Here is a 14,412-nt window from a genome sequence, read left to right as displayed (position 1 = left end):
ATGGCGGAAACTCGATGGCGCAAACCGCCTGCCCGAGATCGTCCAGGGGATTGCCTTCAAGGACGGGATCAAGCAACTTCGAGCCGCCGCCTGATCACGCCGTCACCAACTTTAGGGCATAGCTCGTGTCCTAAACCATCGGTTTCTGGGAACCACGGAATTCTGCCGGGGCTGGTCAGCGACCCATCGCCCGTCGTGCCTCGTCGGCCTTCCTGTCCAAAAAATCCGCGAGATCCGCAAGCAGGATGATCCGCCGCGCCTTCTGAGAGGCGTCTTCAAGACGGATGACAGGCAGGTCAATCTCGTCGTTCTCCACCTTCTTGAGCAACTTGCCCTCAGTCAGGTTGAAGTGGTTATCGGCGACGGTTTTCACGTCAAGGTCTGGCCGATCGTTGTAGGTGACCATGAGCATCAGAAGAGTGTTCATCTTGGACTTTCTCCTCCATTGGCGGCGCTGATCGACAGCAGAAGGAAGAGGGGTTCGTTCTTGTTCGCCCGGAAATCTCCACTGAACAATTTCACGCGGGTGTGTGCCGGTTCAGCGTGAGAGCCGCCGTCGAATGGCGCCGACGTCTTGTGTCGGGGATGTCGTCGCTCCCTATCGTTCTCACGGCAGGGAGTGCCCGCAGAGGCCAGGACTGATGGACAGAGTTTTGTTGCCTGCTACAATAAGCAGACTTGGATGATGAGGTTCGGTCCCGGTGCTACATTGGTGCTACAGAACAAATACGTAGAAACAAATTCCTATATAAATAAGGGGATTTTTTGAGAAGGCGTCCAGTCCATCATCGGCGCAGTGGAAAGCAGGGCGGCCGCGGTGGCTGCGTTATCGGGCATTCAGCGTTCTCCTCGGGTGCGCCGTCTACCGGAACGGACCCGCTGAGCACATCATACGCACACGGCGTCTGTCCTACCACCCCACCCCGTGCAAAGACAGGAAGACGACGGTGTATGCCTAAAGCGTCCGGCTTGAAACCTGAATCGTGAGGGATTCCCAAGGCGATGATTTTGTGATTCATCCTGATTGGGAGGATGGATCATGTCAGCACCTTTGCCAGATGCACGACGGGCGCGGTCTCAGAGATTGATTGAGGAAGGGTTAAGCGGGCGCGCGGCGGCCCTTCGCTTGAAGTTGTCGCCGGCGACGGGCGCGCGTTGGGGGCTTGCGATCCGTCGCACAGGCCAGGCGCGTGCAGCACCTCAGGGCCGACCGAAGGGGAAAGGTAAACTTGAGCCTTAGCGCTCCTTTTTCGTTGAGATTATCGGTCAGGATGGCGACATCACAATGCCGGAACTGGCAGCCGCTCTGTTCGATGCAAGTGGCGTTCAAGCCCATCCCGATGCCATCGGGCGGTTCCTGCGCAAGCTCGGGTTTACGTACAAAAAAGACATTGGTCGCCAGCGAGCGCATCGTGCCAAGGTAAGGAAGCAGCGCTAAGATTGGATCAAGCATCGCATCCCTGCGATATCTTCGCAGCCGGAACGCGTTGTCTTCATTGATGAAACTTCAGTAAAGACAAACCTGACCCGCCAGCGCGGATGGTCGTCGCGAGGGGAGCGGTTGGTCATGCACGCCCCCTTCGGAGCTTGGGGCACGCAGACCTTTATCGCGGGCTTGGGCGCGACGACCATGATAGCGGCTTGGGTCATCAAGGGCGCGATGGATGGCCCAGCCTTCGCGGCTTATGTCGAAAAGCTACTGGTGCCGGAACGCGCGAACGGGACGGTCATCGTTCTCGATAACCTCGCCACGCATAAGAACGCAAAGGCGGCGAACGCCATGCGCGACGCCGGATTCTGGTTCCTGTTCTTGCCTCCATACAGCCCAGACCTCAACCCGATAGAAATGGTCTTCTCGAAACTGAAAGCCCATCTGCGACGGATTGGAGCGCGCACGTTTACCGATATATTCTCCGCCCTCGCGGAAATATGCGACCTCTACTCGCCAGAAGAATGCTGGAATTACTTCAAGGCTGCCGGGTATGTCTCAAGTTAAAAGACGGACGCTTAGCTGACACTTGCTGGCCCTGCGGCTTTTGGCCTGGTGGCCCTGTTCAACCTTGGGCTTCTGATCGGAACTGACGTGACGGTCCCGTCAGCCGAAGTGGCGGGCATCTGTTTTTCGATCTGGTGTTGGTCCTCACGGGCCGGGGCCTATTCAATCACATCTGGAACCCTGAAACCTCTGACACATAGGCGTCACAGTATGCGTCACACATACTTTTAGGTCTAGAAAACGGCCCTTAAATTATTGCAAAAAAAGGGAAAACTGGGCTGGTGGGTGATGAGAGACTCGAACTCCCGACATCTTCGGTGTAAACGAAGCGCTCTACCAACTGAGCTAATCACCCGTGGCGTGCGTCATAGCCAAGCGCTTGGTCCTGCGCAAGAGGCTTTCAAGCTCTGCGTTGAAATTGCTCGGCCACGGGTCTCAACCATGCCAGGATGCTCCCATGTCGATCCGCGGCATGCCCGCTCGCGCGGCGATGGGACGGTCAGGAGGGAAGAGGCTCAGACCAGATCAAACCTCAGCGCATCAGCACCACGGGCACCTTGCAGGAGCGCACCATCTCGGTTGTGGTTGAGCCGATGATCAGGCTCCGGATGCGGCTGTGGCCGTAGGCCCCCATCACAACCATGTCGTAATCGGCCTCGTCCACCAGCTTGCCAAGCGCCGTCTCGGGCTGGCCTGCGATCACGCCGGTCTCGGCCTCGATTCCGGCGGCCTCCAGCAGCGCGCGGGCATCCTCCAGGCCCTTCTTGATCTCGGGCGTGGCATGGCCCACCGTCACCACATGCACCTTGAGCCCGGCGAAGAGCGGGCTGCGCGCGATATGATCGACCGCCTTCATCGCCGAGGTGCCCCCGTCATAGGCCACCAGCACCTTTTCGATGGGGCGAAACGCCCGAGCGGCCACGAAGACCGGCTTGTGGCTGGCACGCACGATCCGCTCCAGGTTCGATCCCAGGTGCCCCTTGGCGAAATCGGCGGCCTCGCCGCGCTTGCCGATCAGGATGACACGCGCGTCTTTCTCGACCTCGGCCACCGTCTCGACGATATCGCCATGGCGCAGCCGCGTGGTGATCTCGTTGACCTCGGCCTTTTCCAGAATGGCGCGGGCATCCTCAAGGATGGCCCGGCCGCGATGCGCGACCAGCTTGGCGCGCTGCTCATCGAGCGCCGCCAGTTCCTCCAGCAGCGCCGAGCGCGCACCCAGCTTGATCGACCCCGACAAGTCCGCCTGCTCTGTCCCCTCGCGCCGTCCCAGCACGTGCAACAGTTCCACCGGTGCGTCCGTCCGCTGCGCGATCCAGGCCGCATGCTCACAAACCGAGGCCGAGTAGATCGACCCGTCCACCAGTGCAATCACCTTCTCCGTCATGCCTCTCTCTCCCTCAATGTGCCATCAGCTTGTCGATGGCACCCGGTTTGTCATGGATGGCCAGCCGGTCGACAATTGTCTCCGAGGCCTCGTTCATGCCCTTGATCTCAACCTCGGCCCCGTCGCGGCGAAATTTCAGAACCGCCATGTCAAGCGCCTGCACCGAGGAGATATCCCAGATATGCGCCGCGCTCACGTCTATCACGACCTTATCCAGCGCCTCCTTGAAATCAAACGCATTCATGAAGTCCTCGACCGAGCCGTAAAAGAGCTGCCCCTCGACCCGGTAGGTCCGCATGCGCCCATCCTTTGAGGCCTCGCTCGTGACCCGGAAAAGCTGCGCGATCTTGCCCGCAAAGAAGATGCCCGACAACAGCACCCCCACCAGCACCCCGATCGCAAGGTTGTGAGTATAGACCACGGTCACCACCGTGGCGATCATCACGATCGAGGACGAGCGCGGATGCTCGCGCAGGTTCTGGATCGACGACCAAGAGAACGTACCGACCGAGACCATGATCATGATCGCCACAAGTGCGGCCATCGGGATCATGCTCACCACATCGCCCAGACCCACGACCATTATCAGCAGGAACACACCGGCAGCGAAGCTTGACAGCCGCCCGCGCCCGCCGGATTTGACGTTGATGATCGACTGCCCGATCATCGCGCAGCCCGCCATACCGCCGATAAAGCCGGTCGCGGTGTTGGCGACGCCCTGCCCGACCATTTCCTGGCTGCGGTTCGATTTGGTGTCGGTCAGATCGTCGACGATGTTCTGTGTCATCAGGCTTTCGAGCAGGCCCACGACCGCCACCGCCACCGAATAGGGCAGGATGATCATCAGTGTCTCGAAGCTGAGCGGAATGTCGGGGATCAGAAACACCGGCAGCGTGTCGGGCAGATCGCCCATATCGCCTACCGTGCGCACATCGAGACCAAGGAAAAACGCCAGCACCGTCAACACGACGATCGTCACCAGCGGCGACGGCACCGCCTTGGTCAGGAGCGGGAAAAGATAGATGATCCCCAGCCCGGCGGCGACCAGCAAATAGGTGATCCACGGCACCGTGCGAGGGTCAAGCTCCGGCAATTGCGCCATGAAGATCAGGATCGCCAGCGCGTTGACAAAGCCGGTCATCACCGATTTCGATACGTAGCGCATCACGAAGCCCAGCCGCAGCACGCCCATCCCGATCTGGATCAGTCCCGCCAGCACCGTCGCCGCCAACAGGTATTCCAGCCCGTGCCCCTTCACCAGCGTCACCATCAGCACCGCCGTGGCGGCGGTGGCGGCCGAGATCATGCCGGGCCGCCCGCCGGTGATCGCGGTGATCACCGCAATCGAGAAACTGGCATAAAGCCCCACCTTGGGGTCCACGCCCGCGATGATCGAAAAGGCAATTGCCTCGGGGATGAGCGCCAGCGCCACCACCAGCCCCGAGAGCACATCGCCCCGGAGATTGCCAAACCATTGTGCCCGATAGGCATCGAGTGAAATCATGTGAAATCCGTCCCTGATCCGGCGGGGCGAGCCCGGCCCGATTGCGCGTTATGTTAGGTTCCAATGATCCGGCGGATGAGCGGCCGGAAGAGCCACCGCAGGAGTTGCACCCGCAGTCCAGTCGATGGCCGCAGGCTTTAGCTGCCCCGACGCCAAAAGCCAACCTGTTTCTGCCGCATTGCAGCATTGCCGGCACCGCAATGCAGGTCTCGCGATCACAAGACGGCAGAGCAATGGCCCTTATTTCAACCTTCGGGTGGGGCCTGCGGAGACGTAGAAGCCGTGGTGGCCACGTCGTCAAGTTCAGGAATAGTAAAGGCATCCCGTTTGACGCCGCGCGCCCGTGCACTTGAGCGCACCGCGTCTTGCAATGCTGCACTGCGTCGGAGCAATCTTCGAAAGCGGACTTCGTCCAGAACCAGAAGGGTGGAGGCCGATATCGCCGTGGCCGCGGTGCGGCGCGGCTTTTGCATCAAGATGGCCATCTGTCCGAACATTTCACCCCGCCCCAGACGCCATGTCTGCCCGGCGATGTGTAACTCAACCGCACCCGACGCGATAAAAAACACGCTCCGTGGCGCTGTGTCCTTGCGCAAAATCGTCTCGCCCTCGTTGACATAGCGGGTCCGCAACGCGCGCGTTAGCCGACGCAATGTCGCCTCGTCCAGATCGGAAAAAAGCGGGAATTGTTTTGCCAATTCCGCCTTTTGCACGGCGACGTCAAGTTTTGGGCGCTTCTCCTCGCGCAGGCGGCGCGCGGCGATGTCCTGCATGAGCGCCACATGCAGCTCGGCACCGATTAACCCGTCTTCGCGCAGCATGTCATACTCGCGCTCCTCAAGACGCAATGCGGTCCGCCGGATGAAGCGGCGCTCGAGTTCCTCCGCATAGCCCGGGTATTGCAGGCGCAACCCCTCCAGTGCGGTCTGCACCGCATCTTGCCGCCGTGCCAGAAGCTCATGCAGCAGCTCGGCAACGCGACGGCCATGGATACGCCTGATACGTCCGTCAATGAACCCGCTGAGGTCACGTAGTATGAGGCGTTGTGACAGCAGAACTTCGAAGCGGTCCGCCGTCATCAGGGCCAATGGCCTTGAAATCCCGATACGATTATTCAGGATCACGGCAGCGCGGAATGCTCTGCCATAGCGCAGGCTGCGCCGCGCCGCGCGCTGATAGCCGGTTCGCCCGCCCGAACGCGTCGACTCTATCAGCCGGTCCGCCTCGGTCAGGATCTGCTCAGAAAGCCGCGCCGAAATCGCCCGTTCGCGAAAGCGTGCAAGGATCGTGTCGCGCTCGGCACCGGCCAATGCGATCAGTCCGAGCGTGATGCGGTCCCTATCCTGAATCTGCCTGTCATCCTCGGCGGTGCTCACAGCCTTGTCGAGCCGCTCGGCAAATCGCTTGGCCTCGGATCGTACCGTGTCGCGGGTCAATTCATAGTTCTCGGCGGTGCGCGCAACGTCTTCGCGCACCGTCTGCAGGGCGACCGCGATCACCTGATTGCTCAGCGCCTGATCCAGCGGCGTCAGCCGGTCCAGCCCCAACCGCCCGATCACCCAGCGCAATGTCGTACCCTGCACGAGAAGCGTGAAAAGCGTGAAGCCCGTCGCGAGGATACCCACCAGCCGCTTGACCTCGAGCGGCACACGAAAGCTCTCTGTGACGGCCAGCGCAAGGGCGAGGGTCACGGCACCTCGCAAGCCCCCCCAGAGGATTGCCACGCGGTACGGCCGCTCGACCACCGGCGAAAGCCGCATCCTGCTCAACAACGGCATGAGGCCGAAAAGGATCACCGCCCGTGCCGCAACCGCCGCAGCGATGACCACGGTCACCAGAATGAAATCGCCGGTTCGCACCTCTTCCAGAAGCCGCGGAATGAGCAGAGCCGCCAGAATAAAGATCAGTGCCCCCGCCCAATGCGCGAGCAGGTCCCAGACCTCACGCAGATTACTCCAGATGACCGGCGGCAACCGGGCCGGCCCCATCAGATTGAGCGTCAGCCCCGCCGTGACCACCGCGATCACGCCCGAGGCGCCGACCAGTTGTTCGGCCGCGATATAGGCCAGGTACGGCAGCGCCACAGAGACCGAAATCACCGCCAGTTCGTAGCGCGCCATCAAGGCCATGAACCAGACCCCGATGCGCGCCGCAAGCCAACCGGTCAGCGCACCCCCGGCGATCAGGACCGGGAATCGCGCGACAGCATCCTGAAAACTCGGATCAGGCACGCCAAGCATGACAAAGCCCATGAAGAGACCGAAAAGAGCGATGGCCGCGGCGTCGTTGAGCAAGCTCTCGCCCTCGATGATCCGCGCGAGCCTGCGCGGCGCGGAAATCGAACGAAAGATGCCGACGACCGCCGACGGATCGGTGGTGCTGACGATCGCACCGATCAGCAGGCAGGCCGCAAGCGGCAACGCGCTCGCATAGGAGAGCGCATAGCCCACTGCGAGCGTGGCCACCACCACGGCGACGACGGCGAGCATCAGGATGGGCACCCAATCATCCATCATCCGCCTCGGATTCACACCGAGCGTCACCTGAAACAGCAGGGTGGGCAGGAACACGTAGAGGAACACGTTCGACCGGATCGGCAAGGCCAGAATCGCCTCCGCCACCGGATTGAGAGCGTCGGTCAATTCGGTGCGCAGGAAAAAGATCGCTCCAGCGCCAATCATCATGCCCAGAACCGCCAGAATAACGCTGTAAGGCAGCCGCAAACGCGCCGCCAACGGATCAGCGGCAGCGATCACCAGAAACAGGGCAGCGATGATTGTAGTGACGAGAACGATATCCATCGTTCAGAAATAGCTGGAAAATCCGGGATTGGAAATTGGTCGCCCCCAAATCCGCGCGACACCCCACCGAAACATCGCAGACTGCCACGGCTTTGAACAGGACGCAGCGTGCGTGCTCTGCTCGAATGTCACATCCGCTGGATCAAATCGTAAAATGGTGGGTGATAAGAGATTCGAACTCCTGACATCTTCGATGTGAACGAAGCGCTCTACCACTGAGCTAATCACCCGCCGAGGCGCTTTTAGCGTCACTCATTGGGCTCTGCAACCTCATCTTTCACTCCAGAATTCAACTCTCGGGTCTCGGCGTTCTCACTGGCTTTTCCGGACTTCTTGGGTTGGCGGATCTTGGCTATGATGATGTGGGCGTTCGCGGCGTCACGCACCCTGTTTTGTTTGACCTTGCCAAGCGGCTCAAGATTGAGCTCGCGTCCGTCGGCGAGAGCATTTCCCAAGACCTCGAGCACGGCCTCGACAACGGGCTTGGCAAATTTCTTTTTGGTTTCAACCCGCTCGAGAACCTTGCTGAGCAGTTCCTGTTTTTTCATCTCCGGCCCTGCATCGTCCGGCACCGTGTCCGAGACGATGACAGGCGTGATGCTCGACGCCGCGCCGTTCGCACTTGGCCCACTCGGATTGCCCGGTGATGCAACCGCGGGCGAGACATTTGGGGTGGTGGATTTGCCTGACCGCGTCGATGTCGATCTGCTGGATTTAGCTGTCGTGGTCTTCGTTTTCATTATGCGCCCCTTCGTTTCTATTTTGGAAGCAGGCTAACGCGCAAATCGTCTCATGGCTAGCCACAGTTGACTTGCCAGTGAATTCTGAGCAAATTCAGGTGCCAAGAATGTTTTGGGGGACCACTAAATGAACCGCTTGCCCGCACTCGCCCTAGCGTTGGGATTGTTCGCATCACCCGCCCTGTCCGGAAACCTATCAGATCCCGTCGTTACACCGGAGGTGGTTGCGACCGAGGCTGAAGCCGCATCGCCAGATAAACTCGATGGCGCGATCCCGGCCTTTTTCCTCATTCTCTACGTGCTCAATCTCGCAGGTGCTCTCTGAGCAGCACCTGATCCGAAGCGTGACGACGATCTGTTGACCGGGCCACGCGCCGTCCGATGCGCGACTGTGTGCCATCGAAAGGCCGGGCTGAGTACAGGTGTTTGCGACCCGTCGCAAAGGGCGCTACGTCGGTATCAGCGAAACAGGAGATCACACGATGGGACGATTGATACTCGGCCTGCTGGCCTGCGTGGGGCTGGTGGCATGCGAGACAGTGCAGGGCGCGGGACGCGATCTGCAAAATGCCGGACGCGCGGTAGAGCGCGCTGTGGAGTAAACCGAGTGCCGCGCACTCCCTCTTTTATTGATCGATTCAAACCTCGGGTTTCGACGGGTCGGGGATGAGGCCACCCTCGCGGGTGTGATCGAAATTCGGGTCTTTGCGCTTGACCCGGCGGGAGATCAGATAGGCCAGCGGCCAAGCGGCCAGCGCGCCCACGACGGCGGCCCCGCCGATGGCGGGCCAAGTGTAGTAGCCAAGCGCCAGAACGGTGATGACCAGCCCGCCTACGGTCACGGGCCCGGTGGCAAGGGTGAGATACAGGCTCAGACGGTCCATGATGGTCCTCCTTTCGCTGTACTTCGCCACGTGGGGATGGGGGGCGTTCGTGTCAAGGGGGCTGCTAGCTCCGCCTCTTGACAAACTCCGTCAGGATCACGATGCGCTGGCCTTCGACGCGGCCTTCGATATGGGCCGGGTTATCGGACACGAGCGAAATGCCACGCACCGCCGTGCCGCGCTTGGCGGTGAAACTGGCGCCCTTTACGGGCAGGTCCTTGATCAGCACCACGGTATCGCCCTGCATCAGCGGCACGCCGTTGCTGTCGCGGTGGTCGCTGTCGCGGGCGACGTTTTCGACCCAGGCACGGGTGGCGTCATCGAGCCAGAGCTGGTCCGCCAAATCGCGTGCCCAGTCGTGATCCGAGAGCCGGTCCAGCATGCGCGCGGCGAGGACCTGCGTCGCGGCATCCTCGGACCACATCGCGGCGGCAAGACAGCGCCAGTGGTCGGGGTCGGGCGTCCCGATCATCTGCTCGGCACAGGTCGCGCAGAGCGCGGCGCTGGCCCCGTCGGGGCCGCCGGTCACAGGGGTGTCGGTCAGCGGAGCATCGGCAGAGCAAAGCGCACAGGTCATTGGACAGGGTTCCGGGACAGGGGATGTGTTGGGACAGCTATAGGCGCAATGCGCTGGCGGGGGAAGGGTTAGGGGATGTCAGATTAGCATCCGATCCTGGTGCAATGGGTGGGATAGACTCCCACCTTACGCGTGTAGGTCCGAAATGCCGTTCAGCCCTTTTTAACATGTGCTCGGATATGATCCCGACATGTCGATGTATCGCAGACCCAAAGTGCCTGGCACACGTGTCTTCTTTTCCGTAGCTCTCGCGCAGCGTGGCGGAAGCCTTCTGGTGGATGAGGTCGTGCGATTACGCGCGGCGGTGCGGCTGACACAGGCTGAGCGCCCCTTTGCCATTGACGCTTGGGTAGTCCTGCCGGACCATCTGCACGCGGTCTGGACATTACCGTCGGGGGATGCGGATTTTTCGATTCGCTGGGATGCCATCACGTCGCGATTTACACAGAGTTTGCGTGACGGGCGTAGGGTGGGGTTGAACCCCATCAGGGCGCATCGGTTGGGTCACGGGGTGGGATGGAATCCCACCCTACGGCGATCGGCAAGCAAGCTGCGAAAGGGCGATGCCGGTATCTGGCAACGCCGATTCTGGGAGCACCATCTGCGCGACGAGGCAGATTTCCGGGCGCATGTGCGCTATTGCTGGCTCAACCCGGTGAAGCATGGGCTGGTCGCGGCACCGCAGGATTGGCCCTATTCGTCGGTGCATCGCGATGCGGGGTACTGGGATGGCATGGACTTCCTGATGTCCGCAGAAAGGTACGCGGATGTTTGACCTTACGCGCCCCGGCGTTCAATCATCCATCTTCAACGCCGAAATGAACGCCTCCTGCGGGATTTCCACCCGCCCGAACTGGCGCATCTTCTTCTTGCCCGCCTTCTGCTTTTCCAGCAGCTTTTTCTTCCGTGTCGCATCGCCGCCATAGCATTTCGCCGTCACGTCCTTGCGCAGCGCCGACAATGTCTCGCGCGCGATGACCTTGCCGCCGATGGCCGCCTGGATCGGGATCTTGAACATGTGGCGGGGGATCAGGTCCTTGAGCTTCTCGCACATCGCCCGCCCGCGCTGTTCGGCGCGGTCGCGGTGGACCATCATCGACAGCGCGTCGACCGGTTCATCATTGACGAGGACCTGCATCTTAACGAGGTTGTCCTCGCGATAGCCTTCGAGCTGGTAATCAAACGAGGCATAGCCCTTGGTCACCGATTTCAGCCGGTCGTAGAAGTCAAAAACCACCTCGTTGAGCGGCAAGTCGTAGATCACCATCGCCCGCGAACCCGCATAAGTGAGATCGAGTTGAATACCGCGCCGGTCCTGGCAGAGCTTGAGCACATCGCCGAGATATTCGTCGGGCACCAGAATCGTCGCCTTGATGCGCGGCTCCTCGACATGGTCGACATGGCTGGGGTCGGGCATGTCGGCGGGGTTGTGCAACTCGCGTTCCTCGCCATCCTTCATGAACAGGTGATAGACCACCGAGGGCGCGGTGGTGATCAGCTCGATATCGTATTCGCGCTCGACCCGGTCGCGGATCACCTCGAGATGCAGGAGCCCGAGAAACCCGCAGCGAAAGCCGAAGCCGAGGGCGGCGGAACTTTCCATCTCGTAGCTGAAGGAGGCGTCGTTCAGTGCCAGTTTCTCGATCGCGTCGCGCAGGTCTTCGAACTGCGCGGAATCGACTGGGAAGAGGCCACAGAACACCACCGGCACCGAGGGCTTGAAGCCCGGAAGCGCAGTGTCGCAGGGGCGTTTGACATGGGTGATCGTGTCGCCGACGCGGGTGTCGCGGACCTGTTTGATCGAGGCGGTGATGAACCCGATCTCGCCCGGGCCCAATTCATCGACTACGGTCATCGCGGGGCGGAATACGCCGATCCGCTCGACATTGTAGGTGGCGTCGGTCTGGAGCATGCGAATCCGATCGCCCTTTTTCATCACGCCGTCCATGATCCGCACGAGCACGACAACGCCGAGATAGAGGTCGTATTTACTGTCCACCAGCATCGCCTTCAAGGGCGCATCGCGGTCGCCCGAGGGGGGCGGCAGGTGAGCGATGATCGCCTCCAGCACCTCGCGGATGCCCTGCCCGCTCTTGGCCGAGACCGGGATCGCGCCGCTCGCGTCGATGCCGATCACTTCCTCGATCTGCTCGGCCACCCGGTCGAGATCGGAAGCGGGCAGGTCGATCTTGTTGAGCACCGGCACAAGCTCGTGACCCGCGTCGATGGCCTGATAGACATTGGCCAGCGTCTGCGCCTCGACGCCTTGGGTACTGTCCACCACCAGAAGCGAGCCCTCGACCGCGCGCATCGAGCGGCTGACCTCGTAGGAGAAATCGACATGGCCGGGCGTGTCGATCAGGTTGAGCACGTATTGCTGCCCGTCGTCTGAGGTATAGTCGATGCGGACGGTATTGGCCTTGATGGTGATGCCGCGCTCGCGCTCGATATCCATGCTGTCGAGCAACTGCTCTTTCATGTCCCGTTCGGCGACCGTGTCCGTCATCTGGATCAGCCGGTCGGCAAGGGTGGATTTACCGTGGTCGATATGCGCCACGATGGAGAAATTGCGGATGTGCGAGAGCGGTGTCATGGGTCTGGCATATGTATGGGAATGGGGGGTTGGTCAAGATGGATTGCAGCTTTCAGACCGCACTGGCCTGCGGATTTCGTTACGCGGGACCTCGCAGAATATGCTAGGCTGTTGGTGCGAGGAAAGGAGGCAGTCATGGCGGAGGTCAAGACGATCGAGGCCTGCATTCAAGGCCGTGTGCAAGGAGTGAGTTTCCGCGCCTGGACGCAGGTCGAGGCGCAGGGACGCGGCCTCGCCGGCTGGGTGCGCAACGAGGCGGATGGCTCTGTTCTCGCGCATCTGGAAGGCCCGGCGCCCGACGTCGATGCCATGCTGGCAGAGCTGCACAAAGGTCCGCCAGCGGCTGTGGTGCGCGAGGTGACGGTAACGGACGCGCGGCCCGAGGCGGCCACGCATTTCGACATTCGGCAATAGCCGCCGCCACTCAGAGCGTCGCGGCGAGCCCGCGCGCGCAGGTCTCGATCAGATCGAGTGTGCCATCGAAATCGCGGGTATGATAGGGATCCGGGACATGATCGGCGGCGGGATCGGACGCATAGTCAGTCAAGAGACGCACAGGTGTCGCACTATCCGCAGGGCGCATGGCCTCGATATGCGACAGGTTCTGCCCATCCATCGCGAGGATCAGGTCGAAGCGGTTGAAGTCCCCAGCCACGAATTGCCGTGCACGCAGATCCGATAGGTCAAATCCACGAGCGCGCGCGGCATCCTGCATCAAACCGTAAGGCGGCTCACCGACATGCCAGTGGCCGGTGCCTGCGCTGTCGGTCCGCACATCCGGCGCAATGACGCGAAAAACACCCTCGGCGGCGGGCGATCGGCAGATATTGCCAAGGCAGACAAAGAGAATCCGGGGGGTCATGCTACATCCTTTCAGACACAGATTAGGGCAGGAGGACAGGATGCAAAAGATTGTCATACTGACGGGCGCGGGAATTTCGGCAGAGAGCGGGCTTGGCACGTTTCGCGACAAGGACGGGATCTGGACGCGCTACCGGATAGAGGATGTGGCCACGCCACAGGCGTTTGCCCGCGATCCCGATCTTGTGCATCGGTTCTATAACACGCGCCGGACGCAGGCGGCGGGGGCGCGGCCCAATGCGGCACATCAGGCGCTGGCACGGTTGCAGACCGAGCATCCCGGCGAGGTCATCATCGTGACGCAAAACGTGGACCGGCTGCACGAGGCGGCTGGCGCGCAAAACGTGATCCATATGCATGGAGAATTGGCGCGCGCACTCTGCGCGTCCTGCGGCGCGCGGTGGGACGCAGCCCCGGAGATCGGCCCCCACGATGCCTGTCCGCACTGTGGCGCGCGGGCCTGCCGCCCGGATGTGGTCTGGTTCGGAGAGATGCCGTACCGGATGGAGGAGATACTGGCGCATCTGTCGGAGGCCGCGATCTTTGCCGCGATCGGAACATCCGGGCAGGTCTATCCGGCAGCGGGGTTCGCGCAGGAGGCCGCGTTGGCGGGCGCCCATTGCATCGAAATCAATCTCGAATCGTCGGCGGTCGCCGCGGATTTTGACGACACAAGGCAAGGAACGGCGTCCGAAACGGTGCCCGGTTGGGTGGCGGACATACTGTGCGAATAGGCCCTTGCCGCACCTCGGCGCAATAGGCCACGGTTGACGGCCCCAGCCTGCCTAAACTGCGCCCAAGCCGCTCTGACGAAGCTCGCAGTGGCAGTTATGCGGACTTTGCGGCCATCCGCCGAGATGGCCGAGATCGGCCCAGAGCGGATGAGGTGGGTGGCTCCTGCTCCACCGGCATCGAATGTGCCAAAGTGCAGTTGTCAATGACTGCTATGCAGGAGCCAATGGTATGGACCCCGCCGCCCTCGATCGGCGAGCCTTCGGATATCAAACCTGAAGAAGGAGACATACCATGAAGATCGTACGTATTGGCTTGGATCTGGCAAAGAACGTGT

Annotated in this window: 16 protein-coding genes, 2 tRNA genes and 1 other annotated feature; of the genes, 7 read left to right on the top strand and 11 right to left on the bottom strand. The window is 61.3% G+C overall.

The genetic code is table 11. From position 1 onward, the window contains the following. Nucleotides 1-175: 175 nt before the first annotated feature. Nucleotides 176-427, bottom strand: a complete 252-nt coding sequence (locus Q0X85_RS00725) for a pyocin activator PrtN family protein (RefSeq protein WP_297767650.1) — start codon at nucleotides 425-427, stop codon at nucleotides 176-178. Between the two features lie 858 nt (nucleotides 428-1,285). On the opposite strand from Q0X85_RS00725, the gene Q0X85_RS00720 reads away from it, so the two are divergent. Then, the gene (locus Q0X85_RS00720; protein ID WP_297767648.1) at nucleotides 1,286-1,438 is read left to right on the top strand and encodes a winged helix-turn-helix domain-containing protein; all 153 of its coding nucleotides are present in this window, start codon (nucleotides 1,286-1,288) and stop codon (nucleotides 1,436-1,438) included. A 6-nt stretch (nucleotides 1,439-1,444) separates the two neighbouring features. Then, entirely contained in the window at nucleotides 1,445-1,996 is a 552-nt protein-coding gene (locus Q0X85_RS00715; protein ID WP_366128984.1) for an IS630 family transposase, read from the top strand. Between the two features lie 279 nt (nucleotides 1,997-2,275). Here the strand turns inward: Q0X85_RS00715 and Q0X85_RS00710 are convergent. The 6 genes from Q0X85_RS00710 to Q0X85_RS00685 all read right to left on the bottom strand — a co-directional run bounded on the left by Q0X85_RS00710 (nucleotide 2,276) and on the right by Q0X85_RS00685 (nucleotide 8,428). After that, nucleotides 2,276-2,351: transfer RNA gene (locus Q0X85_RS00710), tRNA-Val, on the bottom strand. A 177-nt stretch (nucleotides 2,352-2,528) separates the two neighbouring features. Next, entirely contained in the window at nucleotides 2,529-3,383 is an 855-nt protein-coding gene (locus Q0X85_RS00705) for a universal stress protein (protein ID WP_297767646.1), read from the bottom strand. 13 nt (nucleotides 3,384-3,396) lie between these two features. Further along, nucleotides 3,397-4,887, bottom strand: a complete 1,491-nt coding sequence (locus Q0X85_RS00700; protein ID WP_297767642.1) for a SulP family inorganic anion transporter — start codon at nucleotides 4,885-4,887, stop codon at nucleotides 3,397-3,399. A gap of 62 nt (nucleotides 4,888-4,949) precedes the next feature. Next, nucleotides 4,950-5,009: a sequence feature (sul1 is cis-regulatory element that is thought to sense ions involved in sulfur or methionine metabolism; They are found in Alphaproteobacteria), on the bottom strand. A gap of 123 nt (nucleotides 5,010-5,132) precedes the next feature. Further along, a complete protein-coding gene (locus Q0X85_RS00695; protein ID WP_297767640.1) occupies nucleotides 5,133-7,688 on the bottom strand; it encodes a cation:proton antiporter in 2,556 nt (851 codons plus the stop codon). 155 nt (nucleotides 7,689-7,843) lie between these two features. Further along, nucleotides 7,844-7,918, bottom strand: a tRNA-Val gene (locus Q0X85_RS00690). Between the two features lie 18 nt (nucleotides 7,919-7,936). Further along, complete coding sequence (locus Q0X85_RS00685; RefSeq protein WP_297767638.1) at nucleotides 7,937-8,428, bottom strand: HU family DNA-binding protein; 492 nt, start codon at nucleotides 8,426-8,428, stop codon at nucleotides 7,937-7,939. Between the two features lie 127 nt (nucleotides 8,429-8,555). On the opposite strand from Q0X85_RS00685, the gene Q0X85_RS00680 reads away from it, so the two are divergent. Together Q0X85_RS00680 and Q0X85_RS00675 are read left to right on the top strand one after the other, a co-directional pair. After that, entirely contained in the window at nucleotides 8,556-8,753 is a 198-nt protein-coding gene (locus Q0X85_RS00680) for a hypothetical protein (RefSeq protein ID WP_297767635.1), read from the top strand. A 157-nt stretch (nucleotides 8,754-8,910) separates the two neighbouring features. Then, nucleotides 8,911-9,030: an entericidin A/B family lipoprotein gene (locus tag Q0X85_RS00675; RefSeq protein WP_297767633.1), complete on the top strand. Its 120-nt coding sequence runs from the start codon at nucleotides 8,911-8,913 to the stop codon at nucleotides 9,028-9,030. A gap of 36 nt (nucleotides 9,031-9,066) precedes the next feature. Here the strand turns inward: Q0X85_RS00675 and Q0X85_RS00670 are convergent, their stop codons facing one another. Continuing rightward, entirely contained in the window at nucleotides 9,067-9,312 is a 246-nt protein-coding gene (locus tag Q0X85_RS00670; RefSeq protein WP_297767631.1) for a hypothetical protein, read from the bottom strand. A gap of 64 nt (nucleotides 9,313-9,376) precedes the next feature. Then, nucleotides 9,377-9,889: an alkylphosphonate utilization protein gene (locus Q0X85_RS00665; protein WP_297767630.1), complete on the bottom strand. Its 513-nt coding sequence runs from the start codon at nucleotides 9,887-9,889 to the stop codon at nucleotides 9,377-9,379. Between the two features lie 214 nt (nucleotides 9,890-10,103). Between Q0X85_RS00665 and Q0X85_RS00660 the strand changes: the two genes are divergently transcribed. Beyond that, nucleotides 10,104-10,664: a transposase gene (locus tag Q0X85_RS00660; protein WP_297767628.1), complete on the top strand. Its 561-nt coding sequence runs from the start codon at nucleotides 10,104-10,106 to the stop codon at nucleotides 10,662-10,664. 18 nt (nucleotides 10,665-10,682) lie between these two features. Here the strand turns inward: Q0X85_RS00660 and lepA are convergent, their stop codons facing one another. Then, complete coding sequence (lepA, locus tag Q0X85_RS00655) at nucleotides 10,683-12,482, bottom strand: translation elongation factor 4 (RefSeq protein WP_297767627.1); 1,800 nt, start codon at nucleotides 12,480-12,482, stop codon at nucleotides 10,683-10,685. A 135-nt stretch (nucleotides 12,483-12,617) separates the two neighbouring features. Here lepA and Q0X85_RS00650 point away from each other — a divergent pair, with 135 nt between their 5' ends. Further along, on the top strand, nucleotides 12,618-12,896 hold the full coding sequence (locus Q0X85_RS00650; RefSeq protein ID WP_297767624.1) for an acylphosphatase: 279 nt from the start codon (nucleotides 12,618-12,620) through the stop codon (nucleotides 12,894-12,896). 10 nt (nucleotides 12,897-12,906) lie between these two features. Here Q0X85_RS00650 and Q0X85_RS00645 read toward each other — a convergent pair whose 3' ends face one another. Further along, a complete protein-coding gene (locus Q0X85_RS00645) occupies nucleotides 12,907-13,344 on the bottom strand; it encodes a low molecular weight protein-tyrosine-phosphatase (protein ID WP_297767621.1) in 438 nt (145 codons plus the stop codon). A 40-nt stretch (nucleotides 13,345-13,384) separates the two neighbouring features. On the opposite strand from Q0X85_RS00645, the gene Q0X85_RS00640 reads away from it, so the two are divergent. After that, nucleotides 13,385-14,077 carry an NAD-dependent deacylase gene (locus Q0X85_RS00640; RefSeq protein ID WP_297767619.1) on the top strand — a complete coding sequence of 231 codons (693 nt, stop codon included), beginning with the start codon at nucleotides 13,385-13,387 and terminating at the stop codon, nucleotides 14,075-14,077. Nucleotides 14,078-14,412: the final 335 nt, after the last annotated feature.

It is taken from the genome of uncultured Roseovarius sp. (genome assembly GCF_947259555.1).
Classification (GTDB): Bacteria; Pseudomonadota; Alphaproteobacteria; order Rhodobacterales; family Rhodobacteraceae; genus Roseovarius.
Note: the sequence above shows the minus strand (reverse complement) of the source record. Positions and strands in the feature narration are given on the sequence as shown.